Here is a 15704-nt window from a genome sequence, read left to right as displayed (position 1 = left end):
GTCTCAGAAGGGGCTCAGGCCTCCTTGTGGACCTCGACCTGATGCGGATAGGGGATCGAGATGCCACCCTTGTCGAAGGCCTCCTTGACCCCTTTCAGCAGAGCGAACTTCAGATCCCAGTAATCCGGCGCCGAGCACCACAGCCGGGTGGTGATATCGACGGAACTGTCGCCCAGGTTGGTCACCCGTACCCAGGGTTCCGGATCGCTCAGCACCCGGCCATCGGCGCGCGCGGTCTCGAGGATGATCTCCATCGCGCGATTGATGTCGTCGCCATAGTCGATGCCAAAGGTCAGATCGACCCGGCGGGTCGGGTTGGCCGAAAAATTGGTGATCACCGTTCCCCAGGCCTTGCCGTTCGGAATGATGATCTGCACGTTGTCACCGGTCGCAAGCTCGGTGGTGAACAGCGTCAGATCCTTCACCGTGCCCGAGGTGCCGCCGATATTGACGAACTGTCCCAGCTTGTAGGGGCGGAAGATCACCAGCATGACGCCAGCGGCCAGATCGCTCAGCGTGCCCTGCAGGGCCAGGCCGACGGCCAGAGAGGCGGCGCCCAGGATGGCGACAAGGCTGGTCGCCTCGATGCCGAAGATCCCCATGATCGCCACCAGAACGATGGCCAGGATGATCCACTTGATCGTGCTGGCGACGAAATTGCCCAGCGTCGGGTCGATCTGCGGCGTCTTGTTGATCCGCCGGCGCGCCATGCCGCTGACCCAGCCGGAGATGATCCAGCCGACGATCAGCACCAGCAGCGCCTTGCCGGCGCTGATCAGCAAGGGCGTCAGCCAGACCAACTCATTGCTGATCTCTTCACTCAATCCGGTGATCGTTTCCTGCATTCTGCTCCCTCTCTCTTGCAATCATACTCGAACCCACCGCGGTAAAAACCACGGCTCAGCCCTTTTTCAACGCGTCACGGATTTCCAACAGCACCTCAAGCTCGGTCGGGCCGGCCGGCGCCTGCGCCTCGGCTGCGGCCTCCTCCTTGCGCTCGGCAATCTCCTTCACCTTGTTGACGTAACGCACCAGCATGAACACCACGAAGGCGATGATCAGGAAGTTGATCACCGAGGTGAGGAAAGACCCATAGGCGAAGATCGCCGCCCCCGCCTCGCGCGCGGCAGCCAGGCTGGTGCCCTCGGGCACGCTGCCCGACAGCACGACATAGCGGTCGGAGAAATCCATGCCGCCGGTGACCAGGCCGACGATCGGATTGATCAGATCGTCGACCATGGATTTGACGATGGCGGTGAAGGCCGCGCCGACGATGATACCCACGGCCATGTCGATGACATTGCCCTTGGAGATAAACTTGCGGAATTCCTGAATCATGTCCCTTGCTCTCTCTCGAAGCGTCCACTTGATGCGCATATTAACCACGCGATCTTTCAACCATAATCCAGTTACACCGCACTGTGAACGCATCGCCGCACCCGCGAGACTGGCGGTCGCGCCACAAAGCCCCTAAGCCGGACTTGGCATGAAAGGAGCCTCTGATGACTGACCTGTCCCAGTTCCCGATCACCCGCAAATGGCCGGCCGCCGATCCCGGGCGTCTGCAGCTCTATTCCTACCCCACCCCCAACGGGGTGAAGGTCTCGATCATGCTGGAGGAAACCGGCCTGGCTTACGAGGCGCATCTGGTCACCCTGGCAGATGCCGATGTGAAAAGCCCCGAATTCCTGTCGCTGAACCCCAACAACAAGATCCCCGCGATCATTGACCCGCAAGGGCCCGACGGTACGCCGCTCGGCCTGTTCGAAAGCGGCGCCATCCTGATCTATCTGGCCGAGAAGACCGGCCAACTGATCGGCGCGACCGGCTCGGACCGGGCCGAGATCATCGAATGGCTGATGTGGCAGATGGCAGGCCTTGGCCCGATGCTGGGGCAGCTTGGCTTCTTCTACAAGTTCGCCGGCAGCGAGATCGAAGACCCCCGCCCGCGCGAGCGCTATATCGCCGAGGCCAAGCGGCTGCTCGGCGTGCTGGAGAACCGCCTTGAGGGGCGCGATTGGGTCTGCGGCGCCTATTCCATCGCCGATATCGCCATCGCCCCCTGGCTGAACGCGCTCGATTTCTATGGCGCGAAGGAGGTGGTGGGCTGGACCGGCTTTCCCAATGTGATCGCCTATCTCGACCGCTTCCTCGCCCGTCCGGCGGTGCAGGCCGGGATGAACATCCCGCCCCGCCCCTGATTTTCTGGCTGGCCGTGCTCAGCGCGGCCAGCGAAACCCGGTCAGATGCGCGGGCGGCTCGACGCCCTCGAGATTGCGCGGATCGGGCACCAGCGCTCCGGCGCGGCTTTCGATCGGAATGACGCCCGCCCAGATCGGCAGCGCGTAATCCTCTTCCTCCTCGCCCGGCGGGCCGCTGCGGACCTTGGCGGCGCCCTCCTTGATCTCCAGCCCCAGGATCATCGTCGCCTTCAGCTCCTGCGCGTTGTTCGGCCGCAGCATCGCCGCCCGCCCGGGCCAGAGCCCGTCGATGAAGGTCGACAGCCGGTCCTGCTTCTCCTCCTCGGGCACCACGAAGGCGGTGCCGAACAGGGTGACCGACCGCGCGTTGACCGAATGATGGAACCCCGAGCGCGCCATCACGAAGCCGTCGAGGATCGAGACGTTCAGGCAGACCTCCGCCCCCTTGCCCGCGCGCAACGCCCGGCTGGCGCTGGAGCCGTGCCAATAGACATGATCGCCCTCGCGCCATTGCAGCGTCGGGGTGACATAGGGCTTGCCCTCCATCACATAGCCCACCGAACACATCGGCTGGGCGTCGAGAATGGCGTCGATGGTGGCGCGGTCGAAATGGCCGCGCTCATGCGCGCGGCGCAGCCGGCTGCGGTCGGTCATCTTCAGATCCATGGCGGTCCTTTCCGGAATTGCTTGTGCCGCCCTCACTGGCATGAGATTGGTCTTGTCGAAATGACCAGTTTCATGAATTCAGAGCAGACCAATTTGCAGGCGGCGCTCTTCGGCCTCGGCCTCGATCGCGCCGCCCCGGCGCCCTTGCACCAGCAATTGACCGAAGCGCTCAGGCAGATGATCCTGTCTGGGCGCGCCGCGCCGGGCACCCGGCTACCGGCCAGCCGGCAACTGGCGCGCGATCTGTCGGTATCCCGCCAGACCACGCTCACCGCGCTCGACCAGCTTCTGGCCGAAGGCTATCTGGAAACCCGCCCCGGCGCCGGCACCTATGTGGCGCGGGATCTGCCGCATCTGGCGCCGCCCCCCGCGCCCGCCCCGATCGCCACCCCGACGGCGCCGATCCCCGCACGCCCGTTTCATCCCGGCGCGCCCGACATGGCGCAATTCCCCCATGCCGTCTGGGCCCGACATCTGGACCGCGCCTGGCGCCGCCCGGCGCCCGAGCTGCTGGCGCTGCCCGATCCCTTCGGCTGGCCGCCGCTGCGCGCCGCCATCGCCGCGCATCTGGCCGCCTGGCGCGGGCTCGACCGCCCCGGCGCCCAGGTGATGATCACCTCCGGCGCAACAGAGACCTTCGAGCTGCTAGCGCGCGCCCTGTTCCGCCCCGGCGACAGCGTTCTGGTGGAGAGCCCCGGCTATGGCCCGATGCGATCCGCGCTGACGCGCGCCGGTCTTGCCATCACCCGGATGGCAGTGGACGACGACGGGGCGATCCTGCCCGACGGCGCGCGGGCCCGCGGTGTCATCGTCACCCCATCGCGCCACTATCCCATGGGCATGACCCTGCCGCTCGCGCGCAGGTTGGCCCTGATCGACTGGGCCCGACGCACCAACGCCTGGGTGATCGAGGACGATTACGACAGCGAGTTCCGCTATACCGGTGCGCCCCTGCCACCGCTCGCCGCATTGGACGCCGAACGGGTGATCTATGTCGGCAGCTTCTCGAAACTCCTCTCCCCCGCGCTGCGGCTCGGCTATGCGGTGCTGCCGCAGGCCCTGCTCGCCCCGCTGCGGGCGGCGCTCGCGGAAACCGGGCCGCGCGCCTCGTTGATCCCGCAGCCGGCGCTGGCGAGCTTCATGGAGAGTGGGGAGTTCGCCACCCATCTGCGCCGGATGCGGCGGCTCTATGGCCAGCGGCAGGCGGTGCTCAGGGCGGCACTGGCCCGCGCCCTGCCCGATCATCTGATCGCCGCCCCCGACCCGGCCGGCATGCATCTGCTCTGCCGCCCAGGCCCGGCGCTGGAGCAGGTGCCCGACACCGAGATCGCCGCCATCGCCCGCGACGCCGGGATCACGCTGCGCGCGCTCTCCGCCTATTGGCCCGATGGCGACGGCCCGCAGGGGCTGGTGCTGGGCTATGCCGGCTTCGAGCCCGAGGCGCTGGAGGCCGCCGTCCTCCGCCTCGCCGACGTGCTAAAGGCGCGCTACCCCTGATCGAAACGGTGCAGGCAGGCGATGACTGCCTCATCCTCGACCTGATCGAAGTCGCGGTAATGCGCCCCCACCGCCCAGAACTCCCGCGGTCGCTCCAGACAGATGACCCGATCCACCTCCGCCGCCAGCAGCGCTATGAGATCGGCCGGCGCCACCGGCACCGCGATCCAGATCGCCGCCGGGTTCTGCGCCCTGAGCGCCTTGACCGCCACCCGGATCGTCGCCCCGGTCGCGATGCCGTCATCGACGACAATCGCCGTCTTGCCCGCCACCGACACCGGCGCCCGCCCCGGCAGGTAACGGGCGCGGCGCGCCTCGATCTCGGCCTTCAGCTCCTCGATCCGGGTGGCGAAATCCGCCTCGGTCAGGCCGCTGTGACGCAACAGCCCCTCGTTGAACAAGGTGATCGGCGCCGGCCCGTCGACCACGGCCCCCGCCGCCACCTCGGGTTGGCCCGGCAGCCCGATCTTGCGCACCAACAGCAGATCGAGCGGCGCGCCCAGGGCCCCGGCCACCGCCGCCCCAAGCGGCACGCCGCCGCGCGGCAAGGCCAATACCACCGGGGCGTCAGGCCTCGCCTCGGCCACCGCTCTGGCCAACTGCGCGCCTGCGTCGTCACGATCCTGAAACATGTGTTCCCCCTGCCTCGACACCCGCGCCGATTATGCCGCGCACCATTGTCCCGGGCCAGCCCCAAAGCCGGAAATGCAAAAAGGGGCGCCACCGCGCCCCTTTTTCTCTGTCTGAAATCCCTCAGGAGGGGCCGGGGTCAGCCGCGCAGACTGGCGCCGGTGGCCTTGGTGACCTTCTCGACGATGCGGGCGGCGACCGCCTCGATCTCTTTCTCGGTCAAGGTCTTGTCAGTGGGTTGCAGCCGCACCGTGATGGCCAGCGACTTCTTGCCCTCGCCCAGGTTGCCGCCCTGGAATTCGTCGAAGACGCGCACGTCCTCGATCAGCGCCTTGTCGGCACCGGTGGCGGCATTGACCAGGGTCAGCGCCTCGACCTCGGCATCGACGACAAAGGCGAAATCGCGCTCAACCGCCTGCAGGTCGCGCAGCTCCAGCGCCGGCCGGGTGGCACCCGCCTTGCGCGGCAGCGGCACTTCCGCCGGCCAGATGGTGAAGGCGACCGCCGGCCCCTTCACATCCATCGCCTCGAGCACCCGGGGGTGCAATTCGCCGAAGATGCCCAGAACCTTCTTCGGACCAAGACAGATCTTGCCGTGACGACCCGGGTGCCACCATTCCCGCGCACCCCGCAGGATCTGCACCTTGGCGGGGGCGCCGATCGCGGCCAGCACCGCCTCGGCATCGGCCTTGGCATCGAAGACATCGACCGGCCGCGAGGCGCCATGCACGTCCTTCGGACCAGTCCTGCCGATCAGCAGGCCGGTGATCAGCGCATGCTGCTGCTCCGGCTCGCCGCCGTGGAAGGCCGGCCCGACCTCGAACAGCGCCAGGTCCATATAGCCGCGTGCCTGATTGCGCGCCGCCGCCTGCAGCAGCCCCGGCAGCAGAGCCGGACGCAGATGCGACATGTCGCTGCTGATCGGATTCTCCAGCATCGAGGCGTCATCGCCCCCCCCGAACAGCACGGCCGAGGCCTGATCGATGAAGGAATAGGTGACGCATTCGTTATAGCCGAGCGCCGCCACGGTGCGCCGCCCGATCTGCAGCCGGCGCTGCATCGGCGTCATCACCGGCTTGGACACCCCGTCGGTCAGCCGCGGCAGCGGCTTGCCCTTCAGCCCGGTGAGCGAGGCGATCCGCGCCACCTCCTCGACCAGATCGGCCTCGCCCTGCACATCGGGGCGCCAGCTCGGCACATGGGCCATATTGCCTTCCAGCCGGAAGCCCAGCCGGGTCAGCGTCTGGCGCTGCTCGCTTTCCGGGATATCCATGCCGACCAGCGACTGCACCCGCGCCGGCTCCAGCCGATAGGCGCGCGACACATCGGGGATCGCCCCTGCCACCACGATCTCGGAGGGCTCGCCGCCACAGAGATCGAGGATCATCTGCGTCGCCAGCTCCAGCCCCTCGATGGTGAAGGCCGGGTCGATGCCGCGTTCGAACCGATAGCGCGCGTCGGAGTTGATCTTGAGCGCCCGACCGGTCAGCGCGATCTGGATGTGATCCCAGAAGGCGCTTTCGACGAAGACATTCACCGTCGCGTCGGAACAGCCGCTCTCCTCGCCGCCCATGATGCCGGCGATGCTTTCGATCCCCTTGTCGTCAGAGATCACCATCGCGCCCGCAGGCATGGTGTATTCCTTCTCGTCGAGCGCCAGAAGGGTTTCGCCCCCCTGCGCCCGGTGCACCCGCAGCGCCGCGCCGACCTTGTCGGCGTCGAAGACATGCAGCGGCCGGTTGCGGTCGAAGGTGAAGAAGTTGGTGACATCGACCAGCGCCGAAATCGGCCGCAGCCCGATCGCCTTGAGCTGATCCTGCAGCCATTGCGGCGACGGGCCGTTCTTGACGCCACGGATCAGCCGGCCGGCGAAGACCGGGCAGCCATCCAGCGTGTCCTCGTCGATGCTAACGCTGACCGGACAGGGAAACTCGCCCGGCACCGGCACCGTCTCACGCGGCTTCAGCGTGCCCAGGCCACGGGCCGCCAGATCGCGGGCCACGCCACGCACGCCCAGCGCATCGGGCCGGTTGGGGGTGATGGCGATCTCGATCACCGGATCGACCTTGGCCGGCTCGTTCTCGGCCAGCCAGTCGGCGAAGCTCTGGCCAACCTCGCCCGAGGGCAGCTCGATGATGCCGTTATGTTCCTCCGACAGCTCCATCTCGCGTTCGGAGCACATCATGCCATGGCTCTCGATGCCGCGGATCTTGCCAACCTGAATGGTGGTGTCGATGCCGGGGACATAGGTGCCGGGCTTGGCCACCACCACGGTGATGCCTTCCCGGGCGTTCGGCGCGCCGCAAACGATCTGGGTTTCGCCGGCGCCGGTCGCAACGGTGCAGACCCGCAGCCGGTCGGCATCGGGATGCGGTTCGGCATGGGTGACGCGGCCGATGGTGAAATCCTTCAGTCGCTCCGCCGGGTTGGTGATTTCTTCGACCTCGAGCCCGAGGTCGGTCAGCGCCTCGGCGATCTCTTCCACCGATGCGGTGGTGTCGAGGTGGTCTTTCAGCCAGGAGAGGGTGAATTTCATCGGTCGCGGTCCGCGTGTCTGTCAAGGGTCAGAGCGGCTTTAGCGGATATCGGCGCAGGGGGAAAGGGGCGGTGGCCGCGCGGGGCTCAGTCCTCTGACCTCCCGCCGCGCCGGCACAGCCCAAGGGCGGCTGATTTTGCCCCTCCACCCGGCGTTTCGGCCCCCTGCAGGGTGCGCGCGACCGCCCCTATTGTGCCGCGCGCACCAGCTCCAGCACCTTTGGACCCAGCGCCGCGACGATGCGTTTGACCCCTTCGGCGTTGGGATGGATGCCGTCGCCCTGCATGAAGGGTTGCAGCGCCGCCGGATCGCCGCTCACCTCCTGCAGCCCCTCGAAGAAACTCGCGGCAAAAAGCGCCCCGTGTTCCGCGGCGAGATCGGGATAGATCGCGTCGAACTCAGCCTTGTAGTCCGGCCCATAGTTGCCGGGCGCCTGCATGCCGATCAGCAGCACCTTGACCCCCGCCTGATCCGCCACCGTCAGGATCGTTTCGAGATTGGCGCGCGTCACCGCCGGGTCGAGCCCGCGCAACATGTCGTTGCCCCCGAGCGCCACGATCATCGCCTTGACCTCGGGGCTCAGCGTCCAGGCGACCCGCGCCGCGCCCCCGGCAGTGGTGTCGCCCGAGACGCCCGCATTGATCAGCACCGCATCAGCGCCGTGATCGTTGAGCCACCCCTGAAGCTGCGGAACCAAGCCATCGCCCTCGGACAAGCCATAGCCTTGCGTCAGGCTGTCGCCCAGCGCGGCCACGGTCACCGGCCCGGCCGTTGCCGCCGCGCCACAAAGGGCCAGGATCAATACCATGATAAACTTGTACATTTCGTCGCGCGCTCCATATCCCGAAGGTGCCAGACAAGGATGCCGCCGATGCCCGACCCGATCCTCACGCTCAAAGATGCGGTTTTGTCGCTGGATGGCAATGCAGGGCGGGTCGATATCCTGCGCGGCGTCACCCTGCAGGTCGCCGCTGGCGAGACTCTGGGGCTGACCGGCCCGTCGGGATCGGGCAAATCCTCGCTCCTGATGCTGATGGGCGGGTTGGAACGGGCGACAGGCGGCAGCGTGATGGCCCTGGGCCGCGATCTGACCGCGATGAACGAAGACGCGCTGGCGCGGTTCCGTCGCGATCACATGGGCGTGGTGTTCCAGTCCTTCCACCTGATCCCCACCATGACCGCGCTGGAGAATGTGGCGACGCCGCTGGAGCTGGCCGGTGCCCGCGATGCCTTCGACCGCGCCCGGGCCGAGCTTGAGGCGGTGGGGCTGGCGCATCGGGCCGGGCATTACCCGTCGGAGCTGTCGGGCGGCGAACAGCAGCGGGTGGCGCTGGCCCGCGCCGCAGCACCCCGGCCGCAGATCCTGCTGGCGGACGAGCCCACCGGCAATCTCGACGAGGCGAACGGCCGCGCGATCATGGACATGCTGTTCGATCTGCGCGACCGCCATGGCGCCACGCTGGTGCTGGTCACCCATGCGCCGGAACTGGCGGCGCGCTGCGACCGGGTGGTGCGGCTGCGTGACGGCCAGATCGACCACGAGGTGATCGAGGCATGAGATCGCTCACCCTCGCCCTGCGCTTTGCCCGGCGCGAGCTGCGCGGCGGGCTGCGCGGTTTCGGGATCTTCCTGGCCTGCCTGACCTTGGGCGTCGCCGCCATCGCCGCCGTCGGCTCGGTCCGCGCCGCGATCGAGGCGGGCCTGGCGCATGAGGGCGCGGCGCTGCTCGGCGGCGATGCCGAGATGGAGTTCACCTATCGCTTCGCCACGGCGGAGGAACGCGACTGGATGGGCCGAACCGCGCTGAAGACGTCGGAGATCGTCGATTTCCGTTCCATGGCCGTGGTCGATGGCGATGCCGGGTCAGACCGGGCGCTGACCCAGGTGAAGGCGGTGGATGATGGCTATCCGCTGGTGGGCCGGGTGCAACTGGCGCCGGAAATGCCGCTGGATCAGGCCCTTGCCGGGCGGAACGGCCTGCCCGGTGCGGTGATGGAACGGGTGCTGAGCGATCGGCTGGGCCTCGCCCCCGGTGATCGTTTCCGGCTGGGCACGCAGGAATTCGTCCTGATGGCGGCTCTGGTGAAGGAACCCGACAGCGCCGCCGCGGGCTTCAGCCTCGGCCCCCGGACCATCGTGACCACCAGGGCGCTCGCCAGCTCGGGCCTGCTGGCGCCGGGGACGTTGTTTTCGACAAAATACCGGCTGGTTCTGCCGGCGGGCAGCGATCTGCATCGGCTTGCCGGGGAAGCGCGTCAGCGCTTCACCGAAACCGGCATGCGCTGGCGCGACTCGCGCAACGGCGCGCCGGGGGTGAAGCAATTCGTCGACCGGCTGGGCGCCTTTCTGGTGCTGGTCGGCCTCTCGGGCCTCGCCGTGGGGGGGATCGGCGTGTCCTCTGCCGTGCGCAGCTATCTGGCGGGCAAGACGGCGGTGATCGCCACGCTGCGCACGCTGGGGGCGGATCGGGCGACGATCTTTCTGACCTATTTCCTTCAGATCGGGGCGCTGTCCCTGTTGGGGATCGCGCTGGGGCTGTTGCTGGGCGGCGGGCTGCCGCTGCTGCTGGGGCCCGTGATCGGCGCCGAACTGCCGGTGCCGGCAATCTTCGCGCTCTATCCGAAACCCCTGGGAGAGGCCGCGATCTATGGCCTACTGACGGCCTTGATCTTCACCCTCTGGCCACTCGCCCGCACCGAGGAGGTGCGCGCCGCCACGCTGTACCGCGAGGCGCTGTCGGGCGCCCGGCTGATGCCGGCGCCGCGCTATCTGCTGGCCATCGGGGTCGCGCTGGCGTTGCTCATCGCGCTGGCGGCGCTCTTCTCAGGGACCTGGGCGTTGACGCTCTGGACCGCCGCCGGCATCGCCGGGGCGCTGGTGCTGCTGGCGCTCACCGCCGGGGCGATGCGCTGGATCGCACGCCGTGCCGCCCCCCTCGCCCGTGGACGACCGGCGCTGCGGTGGGCGCTCGACGCCATCGCGGCGCGACAGGAAGGCGCCGGATCGGTGGTGCTGTCGCTGGGGCTCGGGCTTTCGGTGCTCTCCGCCGTCGGGCAGATCGACGGCACCCTGCGCAACGCCATCTCGGGCAACCTGCCCGAGGTCGCCCCGTCTTACTTCTTCGTCGATATCCAGAAGGATCAGATGCCCGGCTTTCTGGCTCGGGTGGAAGGCGATCCAGGGGTGCACCGGGTCGAAACCGCGCCGATGCTGCGGGGCGTGATCACCCGGATCAACGGCAAACCCGCGCGCGAGGTCGCCGGCAACCATTGGGTGATCCGGGGCGATCGCGGCATCACCTATGCCGCCGCCCCCGGCCCCAATACCCGCATCACCGCCGGCCACTGGTGGCCCGAGGATTACGCCGGCCCGCCGCAGATCAGCTTTGCCGCCCAGGAAGCCGCCGAGATGGGGCTGAAGCTTGGCGACACCATGACCGTCAACGTGCTGGGCCGCGACATCCCCGCCACCATCACCAGTTTTCGCGAGGTCGACTTCTCGACCGCCGGGATGGGCTTCATCCTGACGATGGACCCAGCCGCGCTGGCCGGCGCGCCGCACAGCTTCATCGCCACCGTCTATGCCGATCCGGCGGCCGAGGCGCCGATCCTGCGCGATCTGGCCGGGGAGTTTCCCAATATCACCGCGATCCGAGTGCGCGACGCCATCGACCGGGTGGCCGAGGTGCTGTCGGGCATCGCCGGTGCCACCCGCTGGGGCGCGGGGATATCGCTGTTGACCGGGTTTCTGGTGATGATCGGCGCCGCGGCGGCCGGCACCGGCGCGCGCACAACGGAGGCGGCGATCCTGAAGACCCTGGGCGCCACCCGCGCGCGCATCCTGCTGAGCTTCGCGCTGCGCAGCGCGATCCTTGGCGCGGCGGCCGGGCTGGTCGCCCTGGCCGCCGGCATCGCCGGCGCCTGGGCCGTGGCGCATAGGGTACTTGAGACCGACTTCACCGTGATCTGGCCCGCCGCCCTGCTGGTGGTCACGGGCGGCATCTTCGCCACGCTGATCGCGGGGCTGATCTTTGCCTGGCCGCCGCTCAGGGCGCGGCCGGCCCGCGTGCTCAGGTCGCGGGAGTAACGGCGACGGTGGCGCGGGTGCAACCCACCGGCTGAAGCAGCTTAACCAGATCAAGGTTGTCGCAGATCAGCGCGTCCAGCGTCACCTCGTCCAGCGAGGCATAGAAGGCCTGCGCCGCATCCATCAGCGCCAGCCGCAAGCGGCAGGCACTGATCAAGGGGCAGGTGTTTTCGGCATCGGCGAAACACTCGGCCAGCGGAAGCGACCCTTCCATCAGGCGGAACACCTCGCCGATGCGTACGATTTCGGCCGGGCGCGCAAGGCTCATGCCACCGTTGCGGCCGCGATGGGTGTTCAGATAGCCAAGCTGACTGAGCTGGTTGATCACCTGCGCCAGATGGTTTTCCGACACATTGCAAACCTGGGCAATCTCGGATTTGGTGACAAGCCGCTCAGGATGCGCCGCGCAATACATCAGCAGCCGGATGGCGATATTGGTCCGTTTGGTGATCCGCACTGATAAACCTCTCACTTGGTCGCTGCCGTCTTGCCGCAGCGGCTTGGCTGATTTCGGGGGTTATGCCAGTCTTCGCGAAATGGCGGTTTGACATACATCAATCCCGCGATGAGGAAATGCTGGAGCGCTCGACATGACAGACCCCTATTTCTTCGGCTACGGCAGCCTGGTGAACACGGCGACCCATGACTTCAGCGATCCGCGCCCGGCTCGACTGGCCGGCTGGCGCCGGGCCTGGCGGCACACCGATCTGCGCCCCGTCGCCTTCCTGACCGCGATCCCGGACGCGCAGAGCGCAATCGAGGGGATGATCGCCCATGTGCCAAACGGCGACTGGGCGGCGCTGGATCAACGGGAATGGGCCTATGACCGGCTGCCGGCGACCGATGCGGTCAGCCATGACATCGCGCGGAAAATCGAGATCGCGGTCTATGCCGTCCCCGACAGCAGCGCGGCCCCCGGGCTGCGTCATCCGATCCTGCTCAGCTATCTCGATGTGGTGGTGCAGGGCTATCTGCGGGAATTCGGGGCCGAGGGGGCGGCGCGGTTCTTCGCCACCACCGACGGATGGGAGGCGCCGATCCTGAACGATCGCGCGGCGCCCCGCTATCCCCGCCACCAGAAATTGAGCGCGGCGGAGACAGCTTTCGTCGACGGCCGCCTCGCCCGATTGGGCGCCGCGGTCGTGCCTACGGCTTAGGCCTTTGCCCGCACCTTTTGCAGCAGCGGCATCAGCACCGCCATTTCCGGCCCGTGGTTCATGCCCGTGAGCGCCTTGCGCAGCGGCATGAACAGGCCCCTGCCCTTGCGGCCGGTGGCGGCCTTCACCTGCGCCGTCCATTCGCCCCAGGTCTCGGCGGTGAACGGCGGCTCGGGCAGCAGCGCCATCGCCTCGGCGATGAAATCCTTGTCCTCGTCGTCGATCAGCGGCTCGGCCCCGTCGCGGCAGAGCGTCCACCAACCATCGAGATCCTTCAGCGTGGTGATATTGTCGCGTGCCATCAGCCAGAAGGGTTCCGCCAGATCGTCCGGCACGCCAAGCGCGTCGATCTCGTCGCGCACGGCCTCCAGCGGCAGCGATTGCAGATGGTGGGCGGTCAGCGGGAACAGGTCATTGACGTCGAACTTGGTGGGCGCCGCGCCGAAATGGCTGATGTCAAAGCCCTCGATCAGCTCGTCCATGGAGCTGCGCAGCTCCACCGGATCGGACGACCCCAGCCGCGCCATCAGGCTCAGGAGCGCCATCGGCTTGATCCCCTGATCGCGCAGGTCGCGCAAGGAGAGCGCCCCCAGACGCTTCGACAGCGCCTCACCCTGCGGGCCGGTCAGCAGCGAATGGTGGGCAAAGGCCGGCGGCGTGCCGCCGAGCGCTTTGATGATCTGGATTTGCGTCGCGGTATTGGTCACGTGGTCGGCGCCACGGACGATATTGGTCACGCCCATCTCGATGTCGTCGACCACCGAGGCCAGCGTATAGAGGATTTGGCCATCGCCCCGGATCAGCACCGGGTCGGAGACCGAGGCCGCGTCGATCGAGATCGGGCCGAGGATGCCATCCTCCCAGTCGATCCGCTCGCGATCCAGCAGGAAGCGCCAGACGCCATTGCCGCGCTCGGCGCGCAACTTGTCTTTCTCGGCCTCCGAAAGCTCCAGCGCGGCGCGGTCATAGACCGGCGGCTTGCCCATATTGAGCTGCTTCTTGCGCTTCAGATCCAGTTCGGTCGGCGTCTCGAAAGCCTCATAGAACCGGCCCATCTCGCGCAGCTTGTCGGCGGCGTCGCGATAGCGGTCGAGCCGTTTGGATTGATACTCCATCCGGTCCCAGCCGATCCCCAGCCACTCCAGATCGCGCTGGATGCCGTCGATATATTCCTGCTTCGAGCGTTCCTGGTCGGTGTCGTCGATCCGCAGGATGAAGGTGCCGCCAGCCTTGCGGGCGATCATATAGTTCATCAGCGCGGTGCGCAGGTTGCCGACGTGGATATAGCCGGTGGGCGACGGGGCGAAACGGGTGGTGATCATTGGGCGTCTCCTGTTGCCTGCCGTTTGTCACAGAGGGGGCCGGTTGTCCAGTTCGGGCCGGCGATCTAGGCTTGCGGCAAGGAGGATTCCGCCATGCCGATGCCGCACACTTACCGCCAGGCCAGCCGTGAATGGCGCGCCATGCTGGACGATGCCAAGGACCGGATGGGGCTGATTTCCGACAATTCGGCCTATACCGCCCTGCAGGGGGTGCTTTACGTGTTCCGCCGCCGCGTCACCGTGCAGCAGGGGCTGATCTTCGCCTCGATGCTGCCCTGCGTGCCGCGCGCGATCTTTGTCGAGGATTGGGATGTCGCGCTGCCGCAACTGCCCTTCGGCAGCCGCGAGGAGATGACCGTCGAGGCCAAGGCGCTGCGCCCCCATCACAACCTGACGCCCGACAATGCGATCGAGGCCACCGCCTGGACCCTGCGCCGCGCGGTGCTGCCCGCCGTCTTCGACCGCGCCGTCGCCGCCTGCCCGGCGGGCGCGGTGGAGTTTTGGCATACCGACGCCGACCCGTCCGAGCTTGGTCCGCGCATCGTCTGATTTTTGCGCACTCCTCCCCCCTCGTCCCGCCGCGCGGCGACCCTACATAGAATGCGGTGATCCAGAGGAGTGAAGACCATGACGACCAGCCTGACCCGCCGTGCCGCCCTGGCCGGCGCCGCCGCCCTGCCCCTGACCGCCGCGGCCCTGTCGCTGCCAGGGACCGCCCGCGCGCAATCCGCCCCCCCGCTGCCCCGCGCGCGCCGCTTCAAGCTGGGCGAGATGGGGGTGATCCCCCTGCTCGACGGCTCCACCCCGCGCGAGAACCCGAGGGCGATCTTCGGCGGCGGCGCCTCGGAAGAGGAATTCGCCCGCGTTTCCGCCGAGAACTTCATTCCCACCGACATGGCGCAATTCTATTTCACCCCCACTTTGGTCGAGGTGAACGGCCAGCGGGTGCTGTTCGACACCGGCCTCGGCCAGGGCGGTATCGCCCAGGCGCTGGCGCAGGCCGGCACCACCCCCGACCAGATCGACCTTGTGGTGATCACCCATATGCATCCCGATCATATCGGCGGGCTGATGACCGACGGCGCCCCCACTTTCGCCAATGCGCGCTATGTCACCGGCCGGGTGGAATATGACTTCTGGTCGAAAGCCGATGCCAGCAAGGGCGCCGGCGCGCTGGTGGCGAAGAATGTCACACCGCTGGCCGAGAAGATGAGCTTCATCGAGGACGGGGCCGAGGTGGCGCCGGGCATCACCGCGATAGCAACCTTCGGCCATACGCCGGGACATATGTCCTATATGCTGGAGAACCACGGCCAGCGGCTGGTACTGACTGCCGATCTGGCGAACCACTATGTCTGGTGTTTCGCCCGCCCCGATTGGGAGGTCAGCTTCGACATGGACAAATCGTCCGCCACCGCCTCGCGCCGCCGGGTGCTGGACATGCTGGCAACCGAGAAGCTGCCGATGATCGGCTATCACATGCCCTTCCCCGCCGCCGGCTTCGTCGAGACGCGCGGAGACGGGTTTCGTTTCGTCCCGGTCAGCTATCAGATGATGTGAGATGCGGCTTCACCCGGCCCGATGACAGAACCGAGGGTCGCGGCCGTCC

At 67.6% G+C, this 15704-nt stretch carries 15 protein-coding genes; 7 read left to right on the top strand and 8 right to left on the bottom strand.

All coding sequences use genetic code 11. The features are described from left to right. Positions 1-14: 14 nt before the first annotated feature. Together ACN0V4_RS17360 and mscL are read right to left on the bottom strand one after the other, a co-directional pair. Positions 15-845 (bottom strand): mechanosensitive ion channel family protein, encoded by an 831-nt coding sequence (locus tag ACN0V4_RS17360; protein WP_417678423.1) that lies wholly within the window; start codon positions 843-845, stop codon positions 15-17. A gap of 55 nt (positions 846-900) precedes the next feature. Further along, on the bottom strand, positions 901-1338 hold the full coding sequence (mscL, locus tag ACN0V4_RS17355) for a large conductance mechanosensitive channel protein MscL (protein WP_417678421.1): 438 nt from the start codon (positions 1336-1338) through the stop codon (positions 901-903). Positions 1339-1502: 164 nt separating this feature from the next. Between mscL and ACN0V4_RS17350 the strand changes: the two genes are divergently transcribed. Beyond that, a complete protein-coding gene (locus ACN0V4_RS17350) occupies positions 1503-2201 on the top strand; it encodes a glutathione S-transferase family protein (RefSeq protein ID WP_417678419.1) in 699 nt (232 codons plus the stop codon). 18 nt (positions 2202-2219) lie between these two features. Here the strand turns inward: ACN0V4_RS17350 and ACN0V4_RS17345 are convergent, their stop codons facing one another. Beyond that, on the bottom strand, positions 2220-2867 hold the full coding sequence (locus ACN0V4_RS17345; RefSeq protein ID WP_417678417.1) for a pyridoxamine 5'-phosphate oxidase family protein: 648 nt from the start codon (positions 2865-2867) through the stop codon (positions 2220-2222). A 72-nt stretch (positions 2868-2939) separates the two neighbouring features. On the opposite strand from ACN0V4_RS17345, the gene ACN0V4_RS17340 reads away from it, so the two are divergent. After that, complete coding sequence (locus ACN0V4_RS17340; protein WP_417678415.1) at positions 2940-4364, top strand: PLP-dependent aminotransferase family protein; 1425 nt, start codon at positions 2940-2942, stop codon at positions 4362-4364. Here the strand turns inward: ACN0V4_RS17340 and ACN0V4_RS17335 are convergent. The 3 genes from ACN0V4_RS17335 to ACN0V4_RS17325 form a co-directional block, all read right to left on the bottom strand. Then, positions 4355-4996 (bottom strand): phosphoribosyltransferase, encoded by a 642-nt coding sequence (locus ACN0V4_RS17335; protein ID WP_417678413.1) that lies wholly within the window; start codon positions 4994-4996, stop codon positions 4355-4357. The genes ACN0V4_RS17340 and ACN0V4_RS17335 overlap by 10 nt on opposite strands. Positions 4997-5133: 137 nt before the next feature. After that, positions 5134-7530, bottom strand: coding sequence for a phenylalanine--tRNA ligase subunit beta (pheT, locus tag ACN0V4_RS17330; RefSeq protein WP_417678412.1), 2397 nt, complete (start codon positions 7528-7530; stop codon positions 5134-5136). A gap of 187 nt (positions 7531-7717) precedes the next feature. Then, a complete protein-coding gene (locus ACN0V4_RS17325; protein WP_417678410.1) occupies positions 7718-8353 on the bottom strand; it encodes an arylesterase in 636 nt (211 codons plus the stop codon). Between the two features lie 48 nt (positions 8354-8401). On the opposite strand from ACN0V4_RS17325, the gene ACN0V4_RS17320 reads away from it, so the two are divergent. Continuing rightward, the gene (locus tag ACN0V4_RS17320) at positions 8402-9088 is read left to right on the top strand and encodes an ABC transporter ATP-binding protein (protein WP_417678408.1); all 687 of its coding nucleotides are present in this window, start codon (positions 8402-8404) and stop codon (positions 9086-9088) included. Further along, complete coding sequence (locus ACN0V4_RS17315) at positions 9085-11616, top strand: ABC transporter permease (RefSeq protein ID WP_417678406.1); 2532 nt, start codon at positions 9085-9087, stop codon at positions 11614-11616. The genes ACN0V4_RS17320 and ACN0V4_RS17315 overlap by 4 nt, the downstream gene beginning before the upstream one ends. On the opposite strand, the gene ACN0V4_RS17310 is transcribed toward ACN0V4_RS17315, so the two are convergent. Further along, positions 11600-12073, bottom strand: coding sequence for an RrF2 family transcriptional regulator (locus ACN0V4_RS17310; RefSeq protein WP_417678404.1), 474 nt, complete (start codon positions 12071-12073; stop codon positions 11600-11602). The genes ACN0V4_RS17315 and ACN0V4_RS17310 overlap by 17 nt on opposite strands. A 133-nt stretch (positions 12074-12206) precedes the next feature. Between ACN0V4_RS17310 and ACN0V4_RS17305 the strand changes: the two genes are divergently transcribed. After that, on the top strand, positions 12207-12773 hold the full coding sequence (locus tag ACN0V4_RS17305; protein ID WP_417678402.1) for a gamma-glutamylcyclotransferase family protein: 567 nt from the start codon (positions 12207-12209) through the stop codon (positions 12771-12773). Here ACN0V4_RS17305 and gltX read toward each other — a convergent pair. Further along, positions 12770-14095: a glutamate--tRNA ligase gene (gltX, locus tag ACN0V4_RS17300; RefSeq protein WP_417678400.1), complete on the bottom strand. Its 1326-nt coding sequence runs from the start codon at positions 14093-14095 to the stop codon at positions 12770-12772. The genes ACN0V4_RS17305 and gltX overlap by 4 nt on opposite strands. Before the next feature lie 93 nt (positions 14096-14188). Here gltX and ACN0V4_RS17295 point away from each other — a divergent pair, with 93 nt between their 5' ends. Both ACN0V4_RS17295 and ACN0V4_RS17290 read left to right on the top strand, forming a co-directional pair. Next, entirely contained in the window at positions 14189-14644 is a 456-nt protein-coding gene (locus ACN0V4_RS17295; RefSeq protein WP_417678398.1) for a DUF2267 domain-containing protein, read from the top strand. Positions 14645-14722: 78 nt separating this feature from the next. After that, positions 14723-15655, top strand: coding sequence for an MBL fold metallo-hydrolase (locus ACN0V4_RS17290; protein ID WP_417678396.1), 933 nt, complete (start codon positions 14723-14725; stop codon positions 15653-15655). Positions 15656-15704: the final 49 nt, after the last annotated feature.

This window comes from Pseudodonghicola sp., assembly GCF_048268305.1.
Lineage (GTDB): Bacteria > Pseudomonadota > Alphaproteobacteria > Rhodobacterales > Rhodobacteraceae > Pseudodonghicola.
The sequence above is the reverse complement of the archived record's forward strand: the minus strand, read 5'-3'. Positions and strand labels throughout refer to the sequence as shown.

Coding starts and splice junctions, on each gene's coding strand:
- ACN0V4_RS17360 (WP_417678423.1), bottom strand. CDS start 845: ATGCAGGAAACGATCACCGGATTGAGTGAAGAGATCAGCAATGAGTTG.
- mscL (WP_417678421.1), bottom strand. CDS start 1,338: ATGATTCAGGAATTCCGCAAGTTTATCTCCAAGGGCAATGTCATCGAC.
- ACN0V4_RS17350 (WP_417678419.1), top strand. CDS start 1,503: ATGACTGACCTGTCCCAGTTCCCGATCACCCGCAAATGGCCGGCCGCC.
- ACN0V4_RS17345 (WP_417678417.1), bottom strand. CDS start 2,867: ATGGATCTGAAGATGACCGACCGCAGCCGGCTGCGCCGCGCGCATGAG.
- ACN0V4_RS17340 (WP_417678415.1), top strand. CDS start 2,940: ATGAATTCAGAGCAGACCAATTTGCAGGCGGCGCTCTTCGGCCTCGGC.
- ACN0V4_RS17335 (WP_417678413.1), bottom strand. CDS start 4,996: ATGTTTCAGGATCGTGACGACGCAGGCGCGCAGTTGGCCAGAGCGGTG.
- pheT (WP_417678412.1), bottom strand. CDS start 7,530: ATGAAATTCACCCTCTCCTGGCTGAAAGACCACCTCGACACCACCGCA.
- ACN0V4_RS17325 (WP_417678410.1), bottom strand. CDS start 8,353: ATGTACAAGTTTATCATGGTATTGATCCTGGCCCTTTGTGGCGCGGCG.
- ACN0V4_RS17320 (WP_417678408.1), top strand. CDS start 8,402: ATGCCCGACCCGATCCTCACGCTCAAAGATGCGGTTTTGTCGCTGGAT.
- ACN0V4_RS17315 (WP_417678406.1), top strand. CDS start 9,085: ATGAGATCGCTCACCCTCGCCCTGCGCTTTGCCCGGCGCGAGCTGCGC.
- ACN0V4_RS17305 (WP_417678402.1), top strand. CDS start 12,207: ATGACAGACCCCTATTTCTTCGGCTACGGCAGCCTGGTGAACACGGCG.
- gltX (WP_417678400.1), bottom strand. CDS start 14,095: ATGATCACCACCCGTTTCGCCCCGTCGCCCACCGGCTATATCCACGTC.
- ACN0V4_RS17295 (WP_417678398.1), top strand. CDS start 14,189: ATGCCGATGCCGCACACTTACCGCCAGGCCAGCCGTGAATGGCGCGCC.
- ACN0V4_RS17290 (WP_417678396.1), top strand. CDS start 14,723: ATGACGACCAGCCTGACCCGCCGTGCCGCCCTGGCCGGCGCCGCCGCC.